Origin of the sequence: Acidovorax soli (assembly GCF_014207955.1) — a bacterium.
GTDB classification, from domain to species: domain Bacteria; phylum Pseudomonadota; class Gammaproteobacteria; order Burkholderiales; family Burkholderiaceae_C; genus Acidovorax; species Acidovorax soli_A.
Genome location: NZ_JACHLK010000001.1, coordinates 253,882 through 268,788 on the forward strand (window position 1 = coordinate 253,882; position 14,907 = coordinate 268,788).

The following is a 14,907-nucleotide window of genomic DNA, read 5'->3' on the forward strand; positions in this document are numbered from 1 at the left end:
GCCTCAACGCAGGGGCGAGGAATCGCTCCAGTGGAAGTGCACGCGCGGCTGGATGTCCGCGATCTCGGCGCGCAGCAACGCGGCCAGGCGCGCCGCCTCGCGCTGGGTCAGCCGCGCCACGGTGGTCGACAGGCTCACGGCCGCAAACGCCCGCCCCCCCGCATCCACCACCGCATGGCCCACGGCGGCGGTGTTGGTGTTCAGGCAGCCGCCGCTGCGCGCATAGCCCAGGGCCTGGGTCTGGGTGAGCAGGGTGCGCAGCGTGGCCTCGTCCAGCCCGCCGTAACGGCCCAGCGTGGGCGCATTGGCGGCCAGGGCGGCCTCGATGAGCGCATCGTCCTGCGCCGCCATCAGCGCCAGGCCGGCCGCCCCCACGCCCAGCGGGCGGCGCCCGCCCACCGTGACTGACAGCGGCGGCTCCAGCCGCTGCACATTGGTATGGGCATAGCAGACGGCCTCATGGCCGCTGAGCACGAACAGGTAGGCCGCATAGCCCGTGGCATCGGCCAGGCGCTGCAGGTTGGCGGTGAAGAGCGGCGCCACATCGTGCCGGCCGCGCGCGGCCAGGCCATGCTCGAACGGGCGGCGGCCCAGTACGTAGCCCTTGCCCTCGGGCAGCGCCGCCACCAGGCGCGCGGCCATCATGTCCTGCAGCAGCCGGTGCACGGTGGGGTGGGGGATGCCGGACTGGCGCGCAATGTCCGACAGCGACAGCCCGCGCGCGTCGTAGCGCGAGAGCTGGTCGAGGATGCGCAGCACGCGGTCGAGCACCAGGGTGGTCATGCTTGTCCATACAGTGGAAAGAACGATTGTAGGAAACCGCAGGCCGGCCAAGAATGCCGGGCATCACTACAACGACCCTTGGAGACACCGCATGGCAGCTTTCGCCCACACCCTTTCCACCCGCCGCAGCCTGCTTTGCGCCGCCACCTGCGCCGTGCTCGGCCTGGCCGCCGGCCCGCTCGCCGCACAGGACTTCCCGGCCAAGCCCATCCGCTTCGTCGTGCCCTATGCCCCCGGCGGCACCACCGACCTGGTGGCGCGCACCGTGGGCGCCCACATGGCGCAGACCCTGGGCCAGCCAGTCGTCATCGACAACCGCGCGGGCGCGGGCGGCAACATCGGCATGGACGCCGTGGCCAAGGCTGCGCCCGACGGCTACACCGTGGGCATGGGTGCCATCTCCACGAATGCGCTGAACCCGCACATCTACAAGAAGATGCCCTTCGACCCGCGCAAGGACTTCACCGCCGTGGGCCTCTTGGGCAACTCCACCATCGTGCTCGAAGCCGGCCCCGCCCTGCCCGTGAAGAGCGTGGCCGAGCTGCTCGCCCATGCGAAGAAGAGCCCCGGTGTTCCCTACGCCACGGCCGGCGCCGGCACCTCCATGCACCTGACCGGCGTGCTCTTCGCGCAGACCAGCAAGACCGACCTGGTGCACGTGCCCTACAAGGGCAGCGCACCGCTGATCACCGACCTGATCGGCGGCCAGGTGCCGATCGCCTTCGACAACCTGCCCGCCTCCCTGCCCCACATCCAGGCCGGCAAGCTGCGCGCCCTGGCCGTGGCCGGTGCCCAGCGCTCGCCCGCCCTGCCCGACGTGCCCACCCTGGCCGAAGCCGGCCTGCCCGATGCGGTGGTCGAGCCCTGGTTCGGCGTCTACGGCCCCGCCGGCCTGCCCGCCGCCGTGGCCCAGCGCCTGAACAAGGCGCTGGCCGACGCCCTGGCCGACCCCGCCGTCAAGGACAAGCTGCTGGCCGCGGGCTTCACCCCGCGCAGCGCCAGCGTGGCCGATTTCGATGCCCTGACCAAGCGCGAGTACGAGCGCCTGGGCAAGGTCGCGCACAGCGCGCAGATGAGCGCAGACTGATCCCTTTCTTTTCTCTTCCATCCCGACTGACCATGACCACCACCCTCGACGCCACCCACGGTATCCAGCTGCGCAGCTGGGTCGCCTCCGCCAACGTGGCGGGCTGCGACTTTCCCATCCAGAACCTGCCCTTCGGCCGCTTCCGCACAGCGGGCAGCCGCGAGGCCCTGCGCATCGGCGTCGCCATCGGCGACCAGATCCTGGACCTGCAGGCCGCCGGCCTGGTGGCCCACAACGACATGAACGCGCTGATGGCCGCCACCCCGGCCGAACGCCAGGCGCTGCGCCAGCAGCTGTCCGAAGGCCTGCGCGAGGGCAGCAGCCGCCAGGCCGCCTGGGCACAGGCCCTGGTGCCCCAGGCCACGGTGGAGATGGCCGTGCCCTGCCAGATCGGCGACTACACCGACTTCTACACCAGCGTGCACCACGCCACCACCGTGGGCAAGCAGTTCCGCCCGGACAACCCGCTGCTGCCCAACTACAAGTGGGTGCCCATCGGCTACCACGGCCGCGCCTCGTCCATCGGCGTCAGCGGCCAGCGCATCAAGCGCCCGCAAGGCCAGACCAAGGCCCCCGATGCCGCCGTGCCCACGCTCGGCCCCTGCAAGCGCCTGGACTACGAACTGGAGCTGGGCTGGTTCATCGGCCAGGGCAACGCCCAGGGCGAACCTGTGGCCATCGGCCAGGCCGAGCAGCACCTCTTCGGCGTGGCCCTGTTCAACGACTGGAGCGCGCGCGACATCCAGGGTTGGGAATACCAGCCGCTCGGCCCCTTCCTGTCCAAGAACTTCGCCAGCACCCTGTCGCCCTGGGTGGTGACCCTGGAGGCGCTCGCGCCCTTCCGTGCCGCCTTCGAGCGCGATGCCGCCGACCCGCAGCCCCTGCCCTACCTGGACTCGGCGGACAACCGCAGCCAGGGCGCCTTCGACATCACGCTCGAAGTGCTGCTGCAGACCGCGCGCATGCGCGAGGCCGGCGAGGCCCCCGTGCGCCTGTCGGCCACCAACAGCCGCCGCGCCGCGTACTGGACGCCCGCGCAGCTCGTGGCGCACCACACGGTCAACGGCTGCAACCTGCAGCCGGGCGATTTGATGGGATCGGGCACGCTCTCGGGCCCCGAGGTGACCGAGGCGGGCTCCTTGCTGGAGCTGGCCAGCGGCGGCAAGCAGCCGGTCACGCTGCCCAATGGTGAGCAGCGCACTTTTCTGGAAGACGGTGACACGCTGATCCTCAAGGGCTGGTGCGAGCGCGAAGGGGCTGTGCGCATCGGGCTGGGTGAGGTCAGCGGAACGATCGTCGCCTGATGCACCGCAGGCGGCCCCTCGAAGGAGGGGCTGCTGCCTTTACAGGTTCGGCGCCAGCAACCGCCCCAGCACCGCCTCATCCATGCCCCGGCGCTGGGCCATGTCGTGCAACTGGTCCTCGCCGATCTTGCCGACGTTGAAGTACACGCTCTCGGGGTGGCCCAGGTAGAAGCCGCTCACGCTGGCGGCGGGCATCATGGCCAGGCTCTCGGTGAGGGTCATACCCACTTCCTCGCACTGCAGCACGCGGAACAGTTCCGTCTTGGCGCTGTGGTCGGGGCAGGCGGGGTAGCCCGGCGCGGGGCGGATGCCGCGGTACTTCTCGGCGATCATCTCGTCATTGCTCAACTGCTCGCCTGCGGCATAGCCCCACAGGTCGGTGCGCACGCGCTGGTGCAGGCATTCGGCAAAGGCCTCGGCCAGGCGGTCGGCCAGGCTCTTGAACATGATGGCAGAGTAATCGTCCAGCGCGTCGATGAAGGCCTTTTCCTTCTTCTCGATGCCCAGGCCCGCCGTCACGGCGAACAGGCCGGCGTAATCGGCGATGCCGCTCTCCTTGGGCGCGACGAAGTCGGCGAGGCAGCGGCTGGGGCGGGTCACGCCGTCGATGACCTGCTTTTCGGCCTGCTGGCGCAGGCCGTACCAGGTCATGGCGACCTCGGTGCGCGATTCGTCGGTGTAGAACTCGATGTCATCGCCGCCATTCACGCTGTTGGCCGGGTACAGGGCCATCACGCCGCTGGCCGTGAGCCAGCGGCCCTCGATGATCTTCTTGAGCATGGCCTGACCGTCGGCGAACACGCGCGTGGCTTCCACGCCGACCACCTCGTCGCTCAGGATGGCCGGGTACGGGCCGGCCAGGTCCCAGGTCTGGAAGAACGGGCCCCAGTCGATGTAGCGCGCCAGCTCGGCCAGGTCGAAGTTCTTGAACACGCGCCGGCCCAGGGCGCGCGGCACGGTGGGGCGGAAGGTGGTCCAGTCCACCGGCGTCTTGTTGGCGCGGGCCTTGGCCAGCGGCCACAGCGGGGTCTGCTTCTTGTTGGCGTGCTGGGCGCGCACCTTGTCGTAGTCGGCGTTGAGCTCTTCGAGGTAGTTGTCCACCCCCTCGCCCAGCAGGCTCTGGGCCACGCTCACGCTGCGCGAGGCGTCGGGCACATAGACCACCGGGCCGTCGTAGTGCGGCGCGATCTTGACCGCCGTGTGCACGCGGCTGGTGGTGGCGCCGCCGATGAGCAGCGGGATCTTCTTGATGCGGAAATGGTCGTCCTTCTGCATCTCTCCGGCCACGTACTGCATTTCTTCGAGGCTGGGCGTGATCAGGCCCGACAGGCCCACGATGTCGGCCCCCTCGACCTTGGCGCGCGCCAGGATCTCGTGGCAGGGCACCATCACGCCCATGTTCACCACCTCGAAGTTGTTGCACTGGAGCACCACGGTGACGATGTTCTTGCCGATGTCGTGCACATCGCCCTTGACGGTGGCGATGATGATCTTGCCCTTGCTGCGCACGTCGCGCCCGGCCAGTTCGTCCTGGCGCTTTTCTTCCTCGATGTAGGGGATCAGGTGGGCCACGGCGGACTTCATCACGCGCGCGCTTTTCACCACCTGGGGCAGGAACATCTTGCCCGCGCCGAACAGGTCGCCCACCACGTTCATGCCGTCCATGAGCGGGCCTTCGATCACGTGCAGCGGGCGCCCGCCCTTGGCGAGGATGGCGCGGTAGGCCTCTTCGGTGTCTTCGACGATGAAGTCGGTGATGCCGTGCACCAGCGCATGCGACAGGCGCTCGCCCACGGTGCGCGGGGCCTCGGGCGTGCCGCGCCATTCAAGCTTCTTGCTCTCGTCCTTGGCGCCGCTCTTGGCGGTTTCGGCCACCTCGACCAGGCGCTCGCCCGCGTCGGGGCGGCGGTTCAGCACCACGTCCTCCACGCGCTCGCGCAGCGCAGGCTCCAGGTCGTCGTACACGCCGACCATGCCGGCGTTGACGATGCCCATGTCCATGCCCGCCTGGATGGCGTGGTACAGGAACACGGTGTGGATGGCCTCGCGCACCGGGTCGTTGCCGCGGAAGCTGAAGCTCACGTTGGAGACACCGCCCGAGACCTTGGCGCCGGGCAGGTTCTGCTTGATCCAGCGCACGGCCTCGATGAAGTCGACCGCGTAGTTGTTGTGCTCCTCGATGCCGGTGGCCACCGCGAAGATGTTGGGGTCGAAGATGATGTCCTCAGGCGGGAAGCCCACCTCGTCCACCAGCACGCGGTAGGCGCGCTCGCAGATCTCGATCTTGCGCGCGAAGGTGTCGGCCTGGCCCTTCTCGTCGAAGGCCATGACCACGGCGGCGGCGCCATAGCGCTTGACCAGGCGCGCCTCCTGCTTGAACTTGTCCACCCCCTCCTTCATGGAGATGGAGTTGACGATGCCCTTGCCCTGGATGCAGCGCAGGCCGGCCTCGATCACGTCCCACTTGGAGCTGTCGACCATGATGGGCACGCGCGCGATGTCGGGCTCGGAGGCGATGAGCTGAAGAAAGCGCACCATCGCGGCCTTGCTGTCGAGCATGGCCTCGTCCATGTTCACGTCGATCACCTGGGCGCCGTTTTCCACCTGCTGGCGGGCCACGGCCAGGGCCTCCTCGTACTGCCCGTTGAGGATCATGCGGGCAAAGGCCTTGGAACCGGTGACGTTGGTGCGCTCGCCGATGTTGACGAACAGCGTGCCCTCGCCAATGGAGACGGGCTCCAGGCCGGACAGCTTGAGCGGGGGAATGGCGGAAAGGGCGGAGGACATCAGGCTCACCTGCAAGGGGGGTCGGACACAGGTGAGCGTCGTTGCGGGGTGGTCGGCCCCGAGCCTGACGGGCGTGCCAGGCCATCTGGGGCCTGGGCGGTCCGCTGCAACGCTCCTCGGGGGAGGCTGATTTTACCGAACTGGCAGGAACTGCAGGAACGTGCCCCCGACAATCCCCTGCACATAGCTGATGGCCGCGCGCCGGTATTTCTCGGTGACCACCACGGCCACCAGGTCCAGGCGCGCGATGAGCTTGCCGAATTCGCGCTCGAAGCTCAGGTTGCGCCCATCGGGCCCGATCTCGTCGGCCAGCAGCAGCGGCTGGCCGGCGGCATTGCGGCGCTGCGCCAGCAGCCACACGGCCGATTCCACATTGCGCGCGGCGTTGTACAGGTGCTGGGCGTCGAGCGAGTCGAGCAGGTAAAACTCGGTCTTGCCGCCATGGGCGGTGACCAGCATGTCGGCCGTGGCCACCGTGAAGGCGGCCACGCGGTCGCCCGTGAACTCGGGCGCCAGGGCAAAGGCCAGGGCCGCCACATCGCGCCGGCCCTGCAGCGGCGCCCAGGGCTGGCGCTGCTCGATGGCGGCACGCGCCCGTTCCATGGCCTGCTCGCGGCTGGCCGCCCCGCCCTTGCGCCACTCGGCCGGGTTGCGGCGGTAGAGCTTGTCCATCAGCAGGGTCAGGCTGGCCAGGTTGTCGCGCATGGCCAGCGTGGCCATGCGGTTCGCGTCGGACTGGGCCAGTTCGCCTGTGCTGGCGGACGCGCCCTTCACCTCGCCCCGCTGGGTGGGAGCGGGGGACGAACAGCCGGCCAGAAAGACCAGGGACGACAGGGCCAGCAAGGCCAAGGGGAAATGAAGGAATGCGGGCACCAGCATGTGCGCCGCATTATCGGCAACTGGCGGGCCCGCGCCGGTAACCGTGCGTCACCCGCCGTGCGGGATGCCCTCGATGGGGCACTCCGCCGTGCCCACCGTGCTGCGCGTGATCGCCTCCACGGCTTGGCGCGTGCCCTCGGGGTCGGTCACCCAGCGCTGGTAGAAGCCATAGGGGCAGGCGGCCACGCCCTGGTCGCCCTCGCCCGAATTGATCACGCCGGTGTAGCCGCGGTGCAGCAGCTTGAACAAATGGTTCTCGGACTGTCCGTTCTTGCGGAAATCGCGGATCAGGCGGGTGGACAGGGCCGCATACTGCACGCCGTATTCCTCCTCGCCGCATTCGCCCAGCGTGCGGCCATCGAAGCCGATCAGCGCCGAGTGGCCGAAGTAGCTGTACACCCCATCGAAGCCCGCCGCATTGGCCACCGCCACATAGGTGTTGTTGGCAAAGGCCATGGCCTTGCTGATGAGGATCTGCTGCTCCTTGGCGGGGTACATGTAGCCCTGGCAGCGCACGATGAGCTCGGCGCCCTTCATCGCGCAGTCGCGCCAGATCTCGGGGTAGTTGCCATCGTCGCAGATGATGAGGCTGATCTTGAGGCCCTTGGGGCCCTCGGTCACATAGGTCTGGTCGCCCGGATACCAGCCCTCGATGGGCGTCCAGGGCATGATCTTGCGGTACTTCTGCACGATCTCGCCCCGGTCGTTCATCAGGATCAGGGTGTTGTAAGGCATCTTGTGCGGATGCTGCTCGTGGCGCTCGCCCGTGAGCGAGAAAACGCCCCAGACCTTGGCTTGGCGGCAGGCCGCCGCGAAGATCTCTGTCTCGGGGCCAGGGATGGTGGTGGCCGTGTCCATCATCTCCTGGCGGTCGTACATGATGCCGTGGGTGCTGTACTCGGGAAAGATCACCAGGTCCATGCCCGGCAGGCCGGCCTTCATGCCGACCAGCATCTCGGCGATCTTGCGCGCGTTGTCCAGCACGTCGGCCTGGGTGTGCAGGCGCGGCATCTTGTAGTTGACGACCGCGACGCCCACGGTGTCCTGGCTGCTTGAAATATCGCCGTGGATCATGGCGTGTTCTCCTTGGGAATCGGTACAGGGCGGCCTGGATCAATGGCTGATCATCCAGGGCCTCTTGGATGGAAAGGTCTTCGCGCCATTCGGCGCCGTGACCGTCCCGCCGCGCTTGCTGGTGCCGCCCCCGCTGCAGCAGCCGCACCCCGAGGGGTGGCGCAGCCGCCCATAGCTGCCCGCATCGCCATCGCGCGATGAACGCGGCGCGTGCCGGGCACGCTCGTTGGTGTCGTGCGCGCGGCGCTGCTCCGGGCTCACGCAGGCCAGGTGCGGTGCGTGGGCAAACACGCGCTCCGCCGCCATGCCGCACGCCGGGCAGGCGCAGGGTTCGTTGCGCGCTGCCACACTGCGCAACGCATCGAAGGGCCCGCAGCCGGGGCAGTCGTAGTCGTAGGTGGGCATGCGCTGCTCCTTGCTGGCTATTTGTCCTGCGAGATCGGCATGTCCACGCTGCCATCGAGCACCTTCACCGGGCCCGCGGCCGTGGGGTTGATGTCGAAGTCGAAGATCTCGGTGGGCAGCCACAGCGTGGCGCAGGCATTGGGCACGTCGACCACGCCGCTGATGTGGCCCTGCACGGGGGCCGTGCCCAGGATGGAATAGGCCTGCGCGCCGCTGTAGCCGAACTTCTTCAAATACTCGATGGCGTTCAGGCAGGCCTGGCGGTAGGCCACCGTGACATCGAGGTAGTGCTGCTGGCCAGCCTCGTCGACCGAGATGCCCTCGAAGATCAGGTAGTCCTTGTAGTTGGGCGTGATGGGGCTGGGCTTGAAGATCGGGTTCTTGATGCCGTACTTGGCCATGCCGCCCTTGATCAGGCTGACCTTCATGTGCACCCAGCCGGCCATCTCGATGGCGCCGCAGAAGGTGATCTCGCCGTCGCCCTGGCTGAAGTGCAGGTCGCCCACCGACAGGCCCGCGCCTTCCACATAGACCGGAAAGTACACCTTGGAGCCGCGCGACAGGTCCTTGATGTCGCAGTTGCCGCCATGCTCGCGCGGCGGCACGGTGCGTGCGCCCTCGGCCGCTGCCTTGGCCCGGGCCTCACCCTGCAGCGTGCCCATGTGGGCCGTGGTGGCATTGGGCGGGTTGGCCAGGCCGGGGATGCGGTGCGGGTCGGTGGCGATCAGTTCGGCCTCGCGGGCGTTCCAGGCATCGAGCATCTTCTGGTCGGGCAGGCAGCCGATCAGGCCGGGGTGGATCAGCCCTGCGAAGTTCACGCCCGGGATGTGGCGGCTGCTGGTGAACATGCCGTGGAAGTCCCAGATCGATTTCTGCGCCAGCGGGTAGTGCTCGGTCAGGAAGCCGCCGCCATTCTTCTTGGAGAAGAAGCCGTTGAAGCCCCACAGGCTGTCGTCGCGCGCGCCGATGTCCAGCAGGTCCACCACCAGCAGGTCGCCGGGCTCGGCGCCCTTCACGCCCACGGGGCCCGAGAGAAAGTGCACGGTGGACAGGTCCACATCGCGCACGTCATCGGCACTGTCGTTGTTCTGGATGGCGCCGCCGGTCCAGTCGTAGGTTTCCAGCTTGAACTCCGCCCCGGGCTCCACCCACACAGCCATGGGGATGTCCGGGTGCCAGCGGTTGTGCACCTGGGGGTTGTCGTACGGCGACTGCTTGAGGTCCACCTTGATCAGGGTATCGGCCATGGCGTGTTGCTCCTTGGAAAGTGACTAGGAAGTGACAGAGGGAAACGGCGTAACAAGAAAAGAGCCGTGCGCGCAATGCGCCACCCACAGCCCGCAAAACTGGCGCGGCGGAGGCCAGTGCCCCCGTGCAAGGGCCGCCCCGCCGCACCGGGGGCGTCCCCCTCCCAGATTGCGAAGCAATATGAGAGAGGGGGAAGGCGCGAAGCGACTCAGGGGGTGCATATCAGACCGAGAGGTAGGCCTTGATGCGCTGCTGGTCGGTGTCGGCGCGTGCCGTCTCGTGCACCAGGCGACCGCCTTCGATGACGAACAGGCGGTCGGCCACGTCCATGGCGAACGAGAGCACCTGCTCGCTCACCACGATGGTGATCTGGCGCAGCTTGCGGATCTCGTTGAGCGCGCGGGCGATGTCCTTGATGATCGAAGGCTGGATGCCTTCGGTGGGCTCGTCGAGCAGCAGCACCTTGGGGTCGGTCACCAGCGCGCGTGCGATGGCCAGTTGCTGCTGCTGCCCGCCCGAGAGGTTGCCGCCCTTGCGCCGGCGCATGTCCCAGAGCACGGGGAACAAGGCGTAGATCTCTGCGGGGATCTCGCGCGTCTTCGAGTTCTCGAGGCCGGTCTGGATGTTCTCCTCCACCGTGAGCGTGGGGAAGATCATGCGCCCCTGGGGCACATAGGCGATGCCCTTGGCCACGCGGCGAAAGCTCTCGTCACGCGTCACCTCCTGGCCGGCCACGTGGATGCTGCCGCTCTTGGCCGGCATCACGCCCATCAGGCTCTTGAACAGCGTGGTCTTGCCCATGCCGTTGCGGCCCATGATGGCCACGGTCTCGTTGGCCCGGCCCTCGAAGGAGATGCCGTGCAGCGCTTCGCTCTGGCCGTAGGCCACGAACAGGTCCTTGACTTCCAACATGCGGGTGCTCCTGTGCGGGAATGGCGTTGTTCAATGGCCGAGGTAGACGTCGATCACCTTGGGATCGTTCTGGACCTTGTCCATCGAGCCCTCGGCCAGGATCTTTCCCTGGTGCATCACGGTGACCTTGTGCGCGATGCGCTTGACGAAGTCCATGTCGTGCTCGATCACGATTACCGCGCGGTTCTTGCAGATGCGCTGTAACAGCTCGGCCGTGAGCTCGCGCTCGCGCGCGCTCATGCCGGCGATGGGCTCGTCGAGCATCAGGAGCTCGGGCTCCTGCATCAGCAGCATGCCGATCTCCAGCCACTGCTTCTGGCCGTGCGAGAGCAGACCCGCCTCGGTGGCCAGCTTGTCGCCCAGGCCGATGTCGTCGGCCACGGCCTGCACGCGCTCCTTCACCGCATCGGTGCAGCGAAAGGCCAGCGCGCCGAACACCGTGCGGCCCGAGGGGTAGGAGACCTCCAGGTTCTGAAAGACCGAAAGGTTCTCGTAGATCGAGGGCGTCTGGAATTTGCGCCCTATCCCCAGGCGCACGCGCTTGTGCTCGGCCATGCGCGTGAGCTCCTCGTTCTTGAACTTGATGCTGCCGCCGGTGGCGCGCGTCTTGCCGCAGATCAGGTCCAAGAGCGTGGTCTTGCCGGCGCCGTTGGGGCCGATGATCACGCGCAGCTCGTTCTTGTCGACGTACAGCGTGAGGGCGTCAATGGCCTTGAAGCCGTCGAACGAGACCGTGAGGTCTTCCACGGCCAGGGCGAAGTCGGTGTTGCTCATGGGGTGTGCTCCGGGTGCGCGGCGTATTCAGGCGCGCTGGCTGCTGGTGCCTTCGGGCAGGCTGGGGGCGGAGGCCTCGGCTTCGGCGACTGCCGGGCGGGTCGGCGGTGCCACCGGCGCCGCGGGCACCCGCATGGCAGCCTGGCGCAGCGCTTCGCGGCGGCCCTTCCACCAGGGCACGACATGGCTCTCCCACAGGCCGGCCAGGCCCATGGGGAAGGCCATGGTCACGCCGATGAACAGGCCGGCCATGAGGAACAGCCACAGGTCGGGAAAGCTCTCGGAGAAATAGGTCTTGCCGGCATTGACCAGCAGCGCGCCGTAGACCGCGCCCACCAGGCTCATGCGCCCGCCGATGGCGGCGTAGATCACCATCTCGATGGAGGGCACGATGCCCACGAAGCTCGGCGACATGAAGCCCACCTGCAGCGAGAACAGCGCCCCGCCGATGCCCGAGAGCGCGGCCGCCAGGCAGAAGGTGAAGACCTTGAAGTTGGCCACGTCATAGCCCGAGAAGCGCACGCGGTCTTCCTTGTCGCGCATGGCCAGCAGCAGGGTGCCAAGCTTGCTGGTCTGCACGAAGCGGCACAGCACGATGGCCAGCACCAGGAGGGCCACGCAGACGTAGTACAGGATGTATTTGGCGCTGTCGGTGCGCGTGTCCCAGCCCCACAGGGTCTTGAGGTCGGTCATGCCGTTCACGCCGCCCGTGTAACCCTGCTGTCCGATGATGAGCACCGTGCAGATCAGCGCCACGGCCTGGGTGATGATGGCGAAGTACACGCCGCCCACGCGGCGCTTGAACATGGCAAAACTCACGATCCAGGCCAGCAGCGTGGGCACCACGATCACGGCCGCCAGCGCGAACGGCAGGCTCTTGAACGGCACCCAGAACGCGGGCAGCTCGGTGATCTGGTTCCAGTCCATGAAGTCGGGGATGCCGGGGGTGGACTGGATCTTGGTGCTCACGGGGTCCGAGGCTTCGAGCTTGAGGAACATGGCCATGGCATAGCCGCCCAGGCCGAAGAACACGCCCTGCCCCAGGCTGAGCACGCCGCCATAGCCCCAGACCATGACCAGGCCGATGGCCACGAAGGCGTAGGTGAGGTACTTGCCCACGAGGTTCAGGCGGAAGATGTCGAGCGTGAGCGGCAGCACCACGGCCAGCAGCACGGTGAGCAGCACCAGGCTGGCAAGCTGGTAGCGCTGGATCCAGGCTTTGAGGGCATTCATGAAAGGACTCCGGTGAACTCAGGGGAAGGTCGGCCAGCGCTCAGCGGCGCACCTTGGAGGCGAACAGGCCCTGCGGCCGCACCATCAGGATCAACACGATCAGCGACAGCGTGATCACCTTGGCCATGGATCCGGCCAGGAAGAACTCGGTGATCGACTGGGTCTGTGCGATGCCGAAGGCCGAGACCACGGTGCCCAGCAGGCTGGCCGCGCCGCCGAAGGTGACGACCAGGAAGGCATCGACGATGTAGAGCGAGCCCGAGGTAGGCCCGGTGGAGCCGATGGTGGTGAAGGCCGCGCCCGCCACCCCGGCAATGCCGCAGCCAATGGCAAAGGTCAGGCGGTCGGTCTTCTTGGTATCGATGCCGGTGGCGTTGGCCATCACGCGGTTGCTCACCGTGGCGCGCACACGCAGGCCCCAGCGGCTCTTGTGCAGGGCCAGCAGCACACCGCCCGTCACCACCACCGTGAGCCCCAGCACGAACATGCCGTTGATGGGGATATCGAGGCCCTCCACCGGCGTCCACGAGCCCAGCAGCCAGTCGGGCAGCGTGGGGCTGACTTCCTTGGGGCCGATGAAGGTGCGAAAGCACTGCTGCAGCGCCAGGCTGATGCCCCAGGTGGCCAGGAGCGTATCGAGCGGGCGCTTGTACAGGTGGCGGATCAAGCCCCACTCCACCAGCCAGCCCGCCGCAAAGGCGATGCCGAAGGCCGCCACGATGGCCAGCGGAAAATAGTAGGCCATGAAGCCCGGCGCATGCGTGGCCGCGAGCGTGGAGCCCAGGTAGATGGTGTAGGCGCCGATGGTCATGAACTCGCCATGCGCCATGTTGATCACGCCCATCTGCCCGAAGATGATGGCCAGCCCCAGGCCCATGAGCAGCAGCACGGCGAACAGGCTCAGCCCGGCAAAGCCCTGCATGAGGCCGATGTTGAGCATTTCTGAAAAGGTCATGGGTGCCAGGCTCCGGTGGGACGAGAAGAAGTGGGCGGCCATGCGGCGGCCCGGCCCGTGGGCCGTGCGCCGCAATGGAAGGGCTTACTGGTAACCCTTGGGGAACGGGTCGGGCTTGATGAGCTCGGGCGATTCGGAGACCACCTTGAAGCTCGCATCCGGCATGCCCATGGCAATGCGCGATTTGCTCCACAGGTGGTGGTTGGCGTCGAGCTTCACGTAGCCCTCGGGCGCGGTCTTGAGTTCGATGCCGGGCGAGGCGGCCACCACCTTGTCCACGTCGAAGCTCTTGGCCTTTTCGACCGCGGCCTTCCACAGCCAGGGGCCCAGGTAGCCGGCCTGGGTCACGTCGCCGATCACGGCGTCCTTGCCGTACTTGCCCTTGAAGGCGGCGACGAACTTCTTGTTGTTCTCGTTGTCCAGCGACTGGAAATACTTCATCGACGAGAAGAAGCCCGCGAAGTTCTCGCCCCCCACGCCGGTCATCTCGTCCTCGGTGACCGAAAGCGTGACCAGGAGCTGCTTGTCGCCCGTGATGCCGGCGGCCTTGAGCGCCTTGTAGAAGGCCACGTTGGAGCCACCGACCACGGCAACGAACAGGCAGTCGGGCTTTTGCACCTTGATCTTGTTCATCAGCGAGCCGAAATTGGTGCTGCCCAGCGGGTAGTACTCCTCGCCGACGATCTTGCCCTTCTGGAAGTTCTCCACATGCTTGCGCGCGATCTTCATCGAGGTGCGCGGCCAGATGTAGTCCGAACCGATCAGGAAAAAGGTCTTGGCCTTCTTCTCGGTCTTGGCCCAGTCCAGGCTGTACAGGATCTGCTGCGTGGCCTCCTGGCCGGTGTAGATCACGTTCTTGGACTGCTCCAGGCCTTCATAGAAGGTGGGGTAGTAGAGCAGGCCGTTTTCCTTCTCGAACACCGGCAGCACGGCCTTGCGCGAAGCGCTGGTCCAGCAGCCGAACACCGCGGCGCAGTGGTCGTTGATGAGCAGCTTCTTGGACTTTTCGGCGAAGGTGGGCCAGTCAGAGGCGCCGTCTTCCTTGATGACCTTGATCTTGCGGCCCAGCACGCCGCCCATGGCGTTGATCTGGTCGATGGCCAGCTGCTCGGCCTGGATGGAGCCGGTCTCGGAAATCGCCATGGTGCCGGTGGCCGAGTGCAGCTGGCCCACGGTGACCTCGGTGTCGGTCACGGCCAGCTTGGTGGTGTTGACCTGGGCCGTGGCCTGTGCGAAGGACCAGGCGGGCAAGCCGGCCATGGACGCAGCGCCCATGGCCTGCAGCAGGCGGCGGCGGCCGGCATCTGTGGAGGGGTTGATGCCCAGGGCATGCGGATCGGTGAGGTGCTTCATGGTGCGTACGCTCCTTGCAACTGGCGGTTGGGGTGGTTCAGGGCGGCGTGTCGGAGGTGCCGCGCTGGGGTGAAGATTAGGGAGAACCCTGGTGCGCGCCCATACGTCAATTA

The 14,907-nt window shown here is 67.3% G+C and carries 13 protein-coding genes and 1 riboswitch; of the genes, 2 read left to right on the forward strand and 11 right to left on the reverse strand.

The genetic code is table 11. The features are described 5' to 3' along the window. Positions 1 to 3: 3 nt before the first annotated feature. Positions 4 to 783: an IclR family transcriptional regulator gene (locus HNP48_RS01190; RefSeq protein WP_184855020.1), complete on the reverse strand. Its 780-nt coding sequence runs from the start codon at positions 781 to 783 to the stop codon at positions 4 to 6. Between the two features lie 91 nt (positions 784 to 874). Here HNP48_RS01190 and HNP48_RS01195 point away from each other — a divergent pair, with 91 nt between their 5' ends. Both HNP48_RS01195 and fahA read left to right on the forward strand, forming a co-directional pair. Then, positions 875 to 1,870, forward strand: coding sequence for a tripartite tricarboxylate transporter substrate binding protein (locus tag HNP48_RS01195; RefSeq protein WP_184855021.1), 996 nt, complete (start codon positions 875 to 877; stop codon positions 1,868 to 1,870). Positions 1,871 to 1,902: 32 nt separating this feature from the next. After that, positions 1,903 to 3,174, forward strand: coding sequence for a fumarylacetoacetase (fahA, locus tag HNP48_RS01200; protein ID WP_184855022.1), 1,272 nt, complete (start codon positions 1,903 to 1,905; stop codon positions 3,172 to 3,174). Positions 3,175 to 3,213: 39 nt separating this feature from the next. Here fahA and metH read toward each other — a convergent pair whose 3' ends face one another. From metH to urtA, 10 genes are all read right to left on the reverse strand, one after another. Further along, on the reverse strand, positions 3,214 to 5,961 hold the full coding sequence (metH, locus tag HNP48_RS01205) for a methionine synthase (RefSeq protein WP_184855023.1): 2,748 nt from the start codon (positions 5,959 to 5,961) through the stop codon (positions 3,214 to 3,216). A 26-nt stretch (positions 5,962 to 5,987) separates the two neighbouring features. Further along, a riboswitch (S-adenosyl-L-homocysteine riboswitch) is annotated at positions 5,988 to 6,085 on the reverse strand. Positions 6,086 to 6,093: 8 nt separating this feature from the next. Further along, complete coding sequence (locus HNP48_RS01210; RefSeq protein ID WP_184855024.1) at positions 6,094 to 6,840, reverse strand: hypothetical protein; 747 nt, start codon at positions 6,838 to 6,840, stop codon at positions 6,094 to 6,096. A 48-nt stretch (positions 6,841 to 6,888) separates the two neighbouring features. Continuing rightward, positions 6,889 to 7,914: an aliphatic amidase gene (locus HNP48_RS01215; RefSeq protein WP_184855025.1), complete on the reverse strand. Its 1,026-nt coding sequence runs from the start codon at positions 7,912 to 7,914 to the stop codon at positions 6,889 to 6,891. Positions 7,915 to 7,953: 39 nt separating this feature from the next. Beyond that, positions 7,954 to 8,319 carry a zinc ribbon domain-containing protein gene (locus HNP48_RS01220; RefSeq protein WP_184855026.1) on the reverse strand — a complete coding sequence of 122 codons (366 nt, stop codon included), beginning with the start codon at positions 8,317 to 8,319 and terminating at the stop codon, positions 7,954 to 7,956. A gap of 17 nt (positions 8,320 to 8,336) precedes the next feature. Beyond that, positions 8,337 to 9,566, reverse strand: coding sequence for a formamidase (gene fmdA / locus HNP48_RS01225; RefSeq protein WP_184855027.1), 1,230 nt, complete (start codon positions 9,564 to 9,566; stop codon positions 8,337 to 8,339). Between the two features lie 223 nt (positions 9,567 to 9,789). Then, positions 9,790 to 10,479: an urea ABC transporter ATP-binding subunit UrtE gene (gene urtE / locus HNP48_RS01230; RefSeq protein WP_184855028.1), complete on the reverse strand. Its 690-nt coding sequence runs from the start codon at positions 10,477 to 10,479 to the stop codon at positions 9,790 to 9,792. A gap of 30 nt (positions 10,480 to 10,509) precedes the next feature. Then, on the reverse strand, positions 10,510 to 11,253 hold the full coding sequence (urtD, locus tag HNP48_RS01235) for an urea ABC transporter ATP-binding protein UrtD (RefSeq protein WP_184855029.1): 744 nt from the start codon (positions 11,251 to 11,253) through the stop codon (positions 10,510 to 10,512). A 27-nt stretch (positions 11,254 to 11,280) separates the two neighbouring features. After that, positions 11,281 to 12,486, reverse strand: coding sequence for an urea ABC transporter permease subunit UrtC (gene urtC / locus HNP48_RS01240; RefSeq protein ID WP_184855030.1), 1,206 nt, complete (start codon positions 12,484 to 12,486; stop codon positions 11,281 to 11,283). Positions 12,487 to 12,526: 40 nt separating this feature from the next. Further along, complete coding sequence (gene urtB / locus HNP48_RS01245) at positions 12,527 to 13,441, reverse strand: urea ABC transporter permease subunit UrtB (protein ID WP_184855031.1); 915 nt, start codon at positions 13,439 to 13,441, stop codon at positions 12,527 to 12,529. An 84-nt stretch (positions 13,442 to 13,525) separates the two neighbouring features. Further along, positions 13,526 to 14,794 carry an urea ABC transporter substrate-binding protein gene (urtA, locus tag HNP48_RS01250; RefSeq protein WP_184855032.1) on the reverse strand — a complete coding sequence of 423 codons (1,269 nt, stop codon included), beginning with the start codon at positions 14,792 to 14,794 and terminating at the stop codon, positions 13,526 to 13,528. Positions 14,795 to 14,907: the final 113 nt, after the last annotated feature.

Bases quoted from the DNA above. Each gene is read 5' to 3' on its own strand.
- fahA (WP_184855022.1), top strand. From the start codon at position 1,903: ATGACCACCACCCTCGACGCCACCCACGGTATCCAGCTGCGCAGCTGG.
- HNP48_RS01210 (WP_184855024.1), bottom strand. From the start codon at position 6,840: ATGCTGGTGCCCGCATTCCTTCATTTCCCCTTGGCCTTGCTGGCCCTG.
- fmdA (WP_184855027.1), bottom strand. From the start codon at position 9,566: ATGGCCGATACCCTGATCAAGGTGGACCTCAAGCAGTCGCCGTACGAC.
- HNP48_RS01195 (WP_184855021.1), top strand. From the start codon at position 875: ATGGCAGCTTTCGCCCACACCCTTTCCACCCGCCGCAGCCTGCTTTGC.
- urtD (WP_184855029.1), bottom strand. From the start codon at position 11,253: ATGAGCAACACCGACTTCGCCCTGGCCGTGGAAGACCTCACGGTCTCG.
- HNP48_RS01220 (WP_184855026.1), bottom strand. From the start codon at position 8,319: ATGCCCACCTACGACTACGACTGCCCCGGCTGCGGGCCCTTCGATGCG.
- urtC (WP_184855030.1), bottom strand. From the start codon at position 12,486: ATGAATGCCCTCAAAGCCTGGATCCAGCGCTACCAGCTTGCCAGCCTG.
- HNP48_RS01215 (WP_184855025.1), bottom strand. From the start codon at position 7,914: ATGATCCACGGCGATATTTCAAGCAGCCAGGACACCGTGGGCGTCGCG.
- urtB (WP_184855031.1), bottom strand. From the start codon at position 13,441: ATGACCTTTTCAGAAATGCTCAACATCGGCCTCATGCAGGGCTTTGCC.
- urtA (WP_184855032.1), bottom strand. From the start codon at position 14,794: ATGAAGCACCTCACCGATCCGCATGCCCTGGGCATCAACCCCTCCACA.
- metH (WP_184855023.1), bottom strand. From the start codon at position 5,961: ATGTCCTCCGCCCTTTCCGCCATTCCCCCGCTCAAGCTGTCCGGCCTG.
- HNP48_RS01190 (WP_184855020.1), bottom strand. From the start codon at position 783: ATGACCACCCTGGTGCTCGACCGCGTGCTGCGCATCCTCGACCAGCTC.
- urtE (WP_184855028.1), bottom strand. From the start codon at position 10,479: ATGTTGGAAGTCAAGGACCTGTTCGTGGCCTACGGCCAGAGCGAAGCG.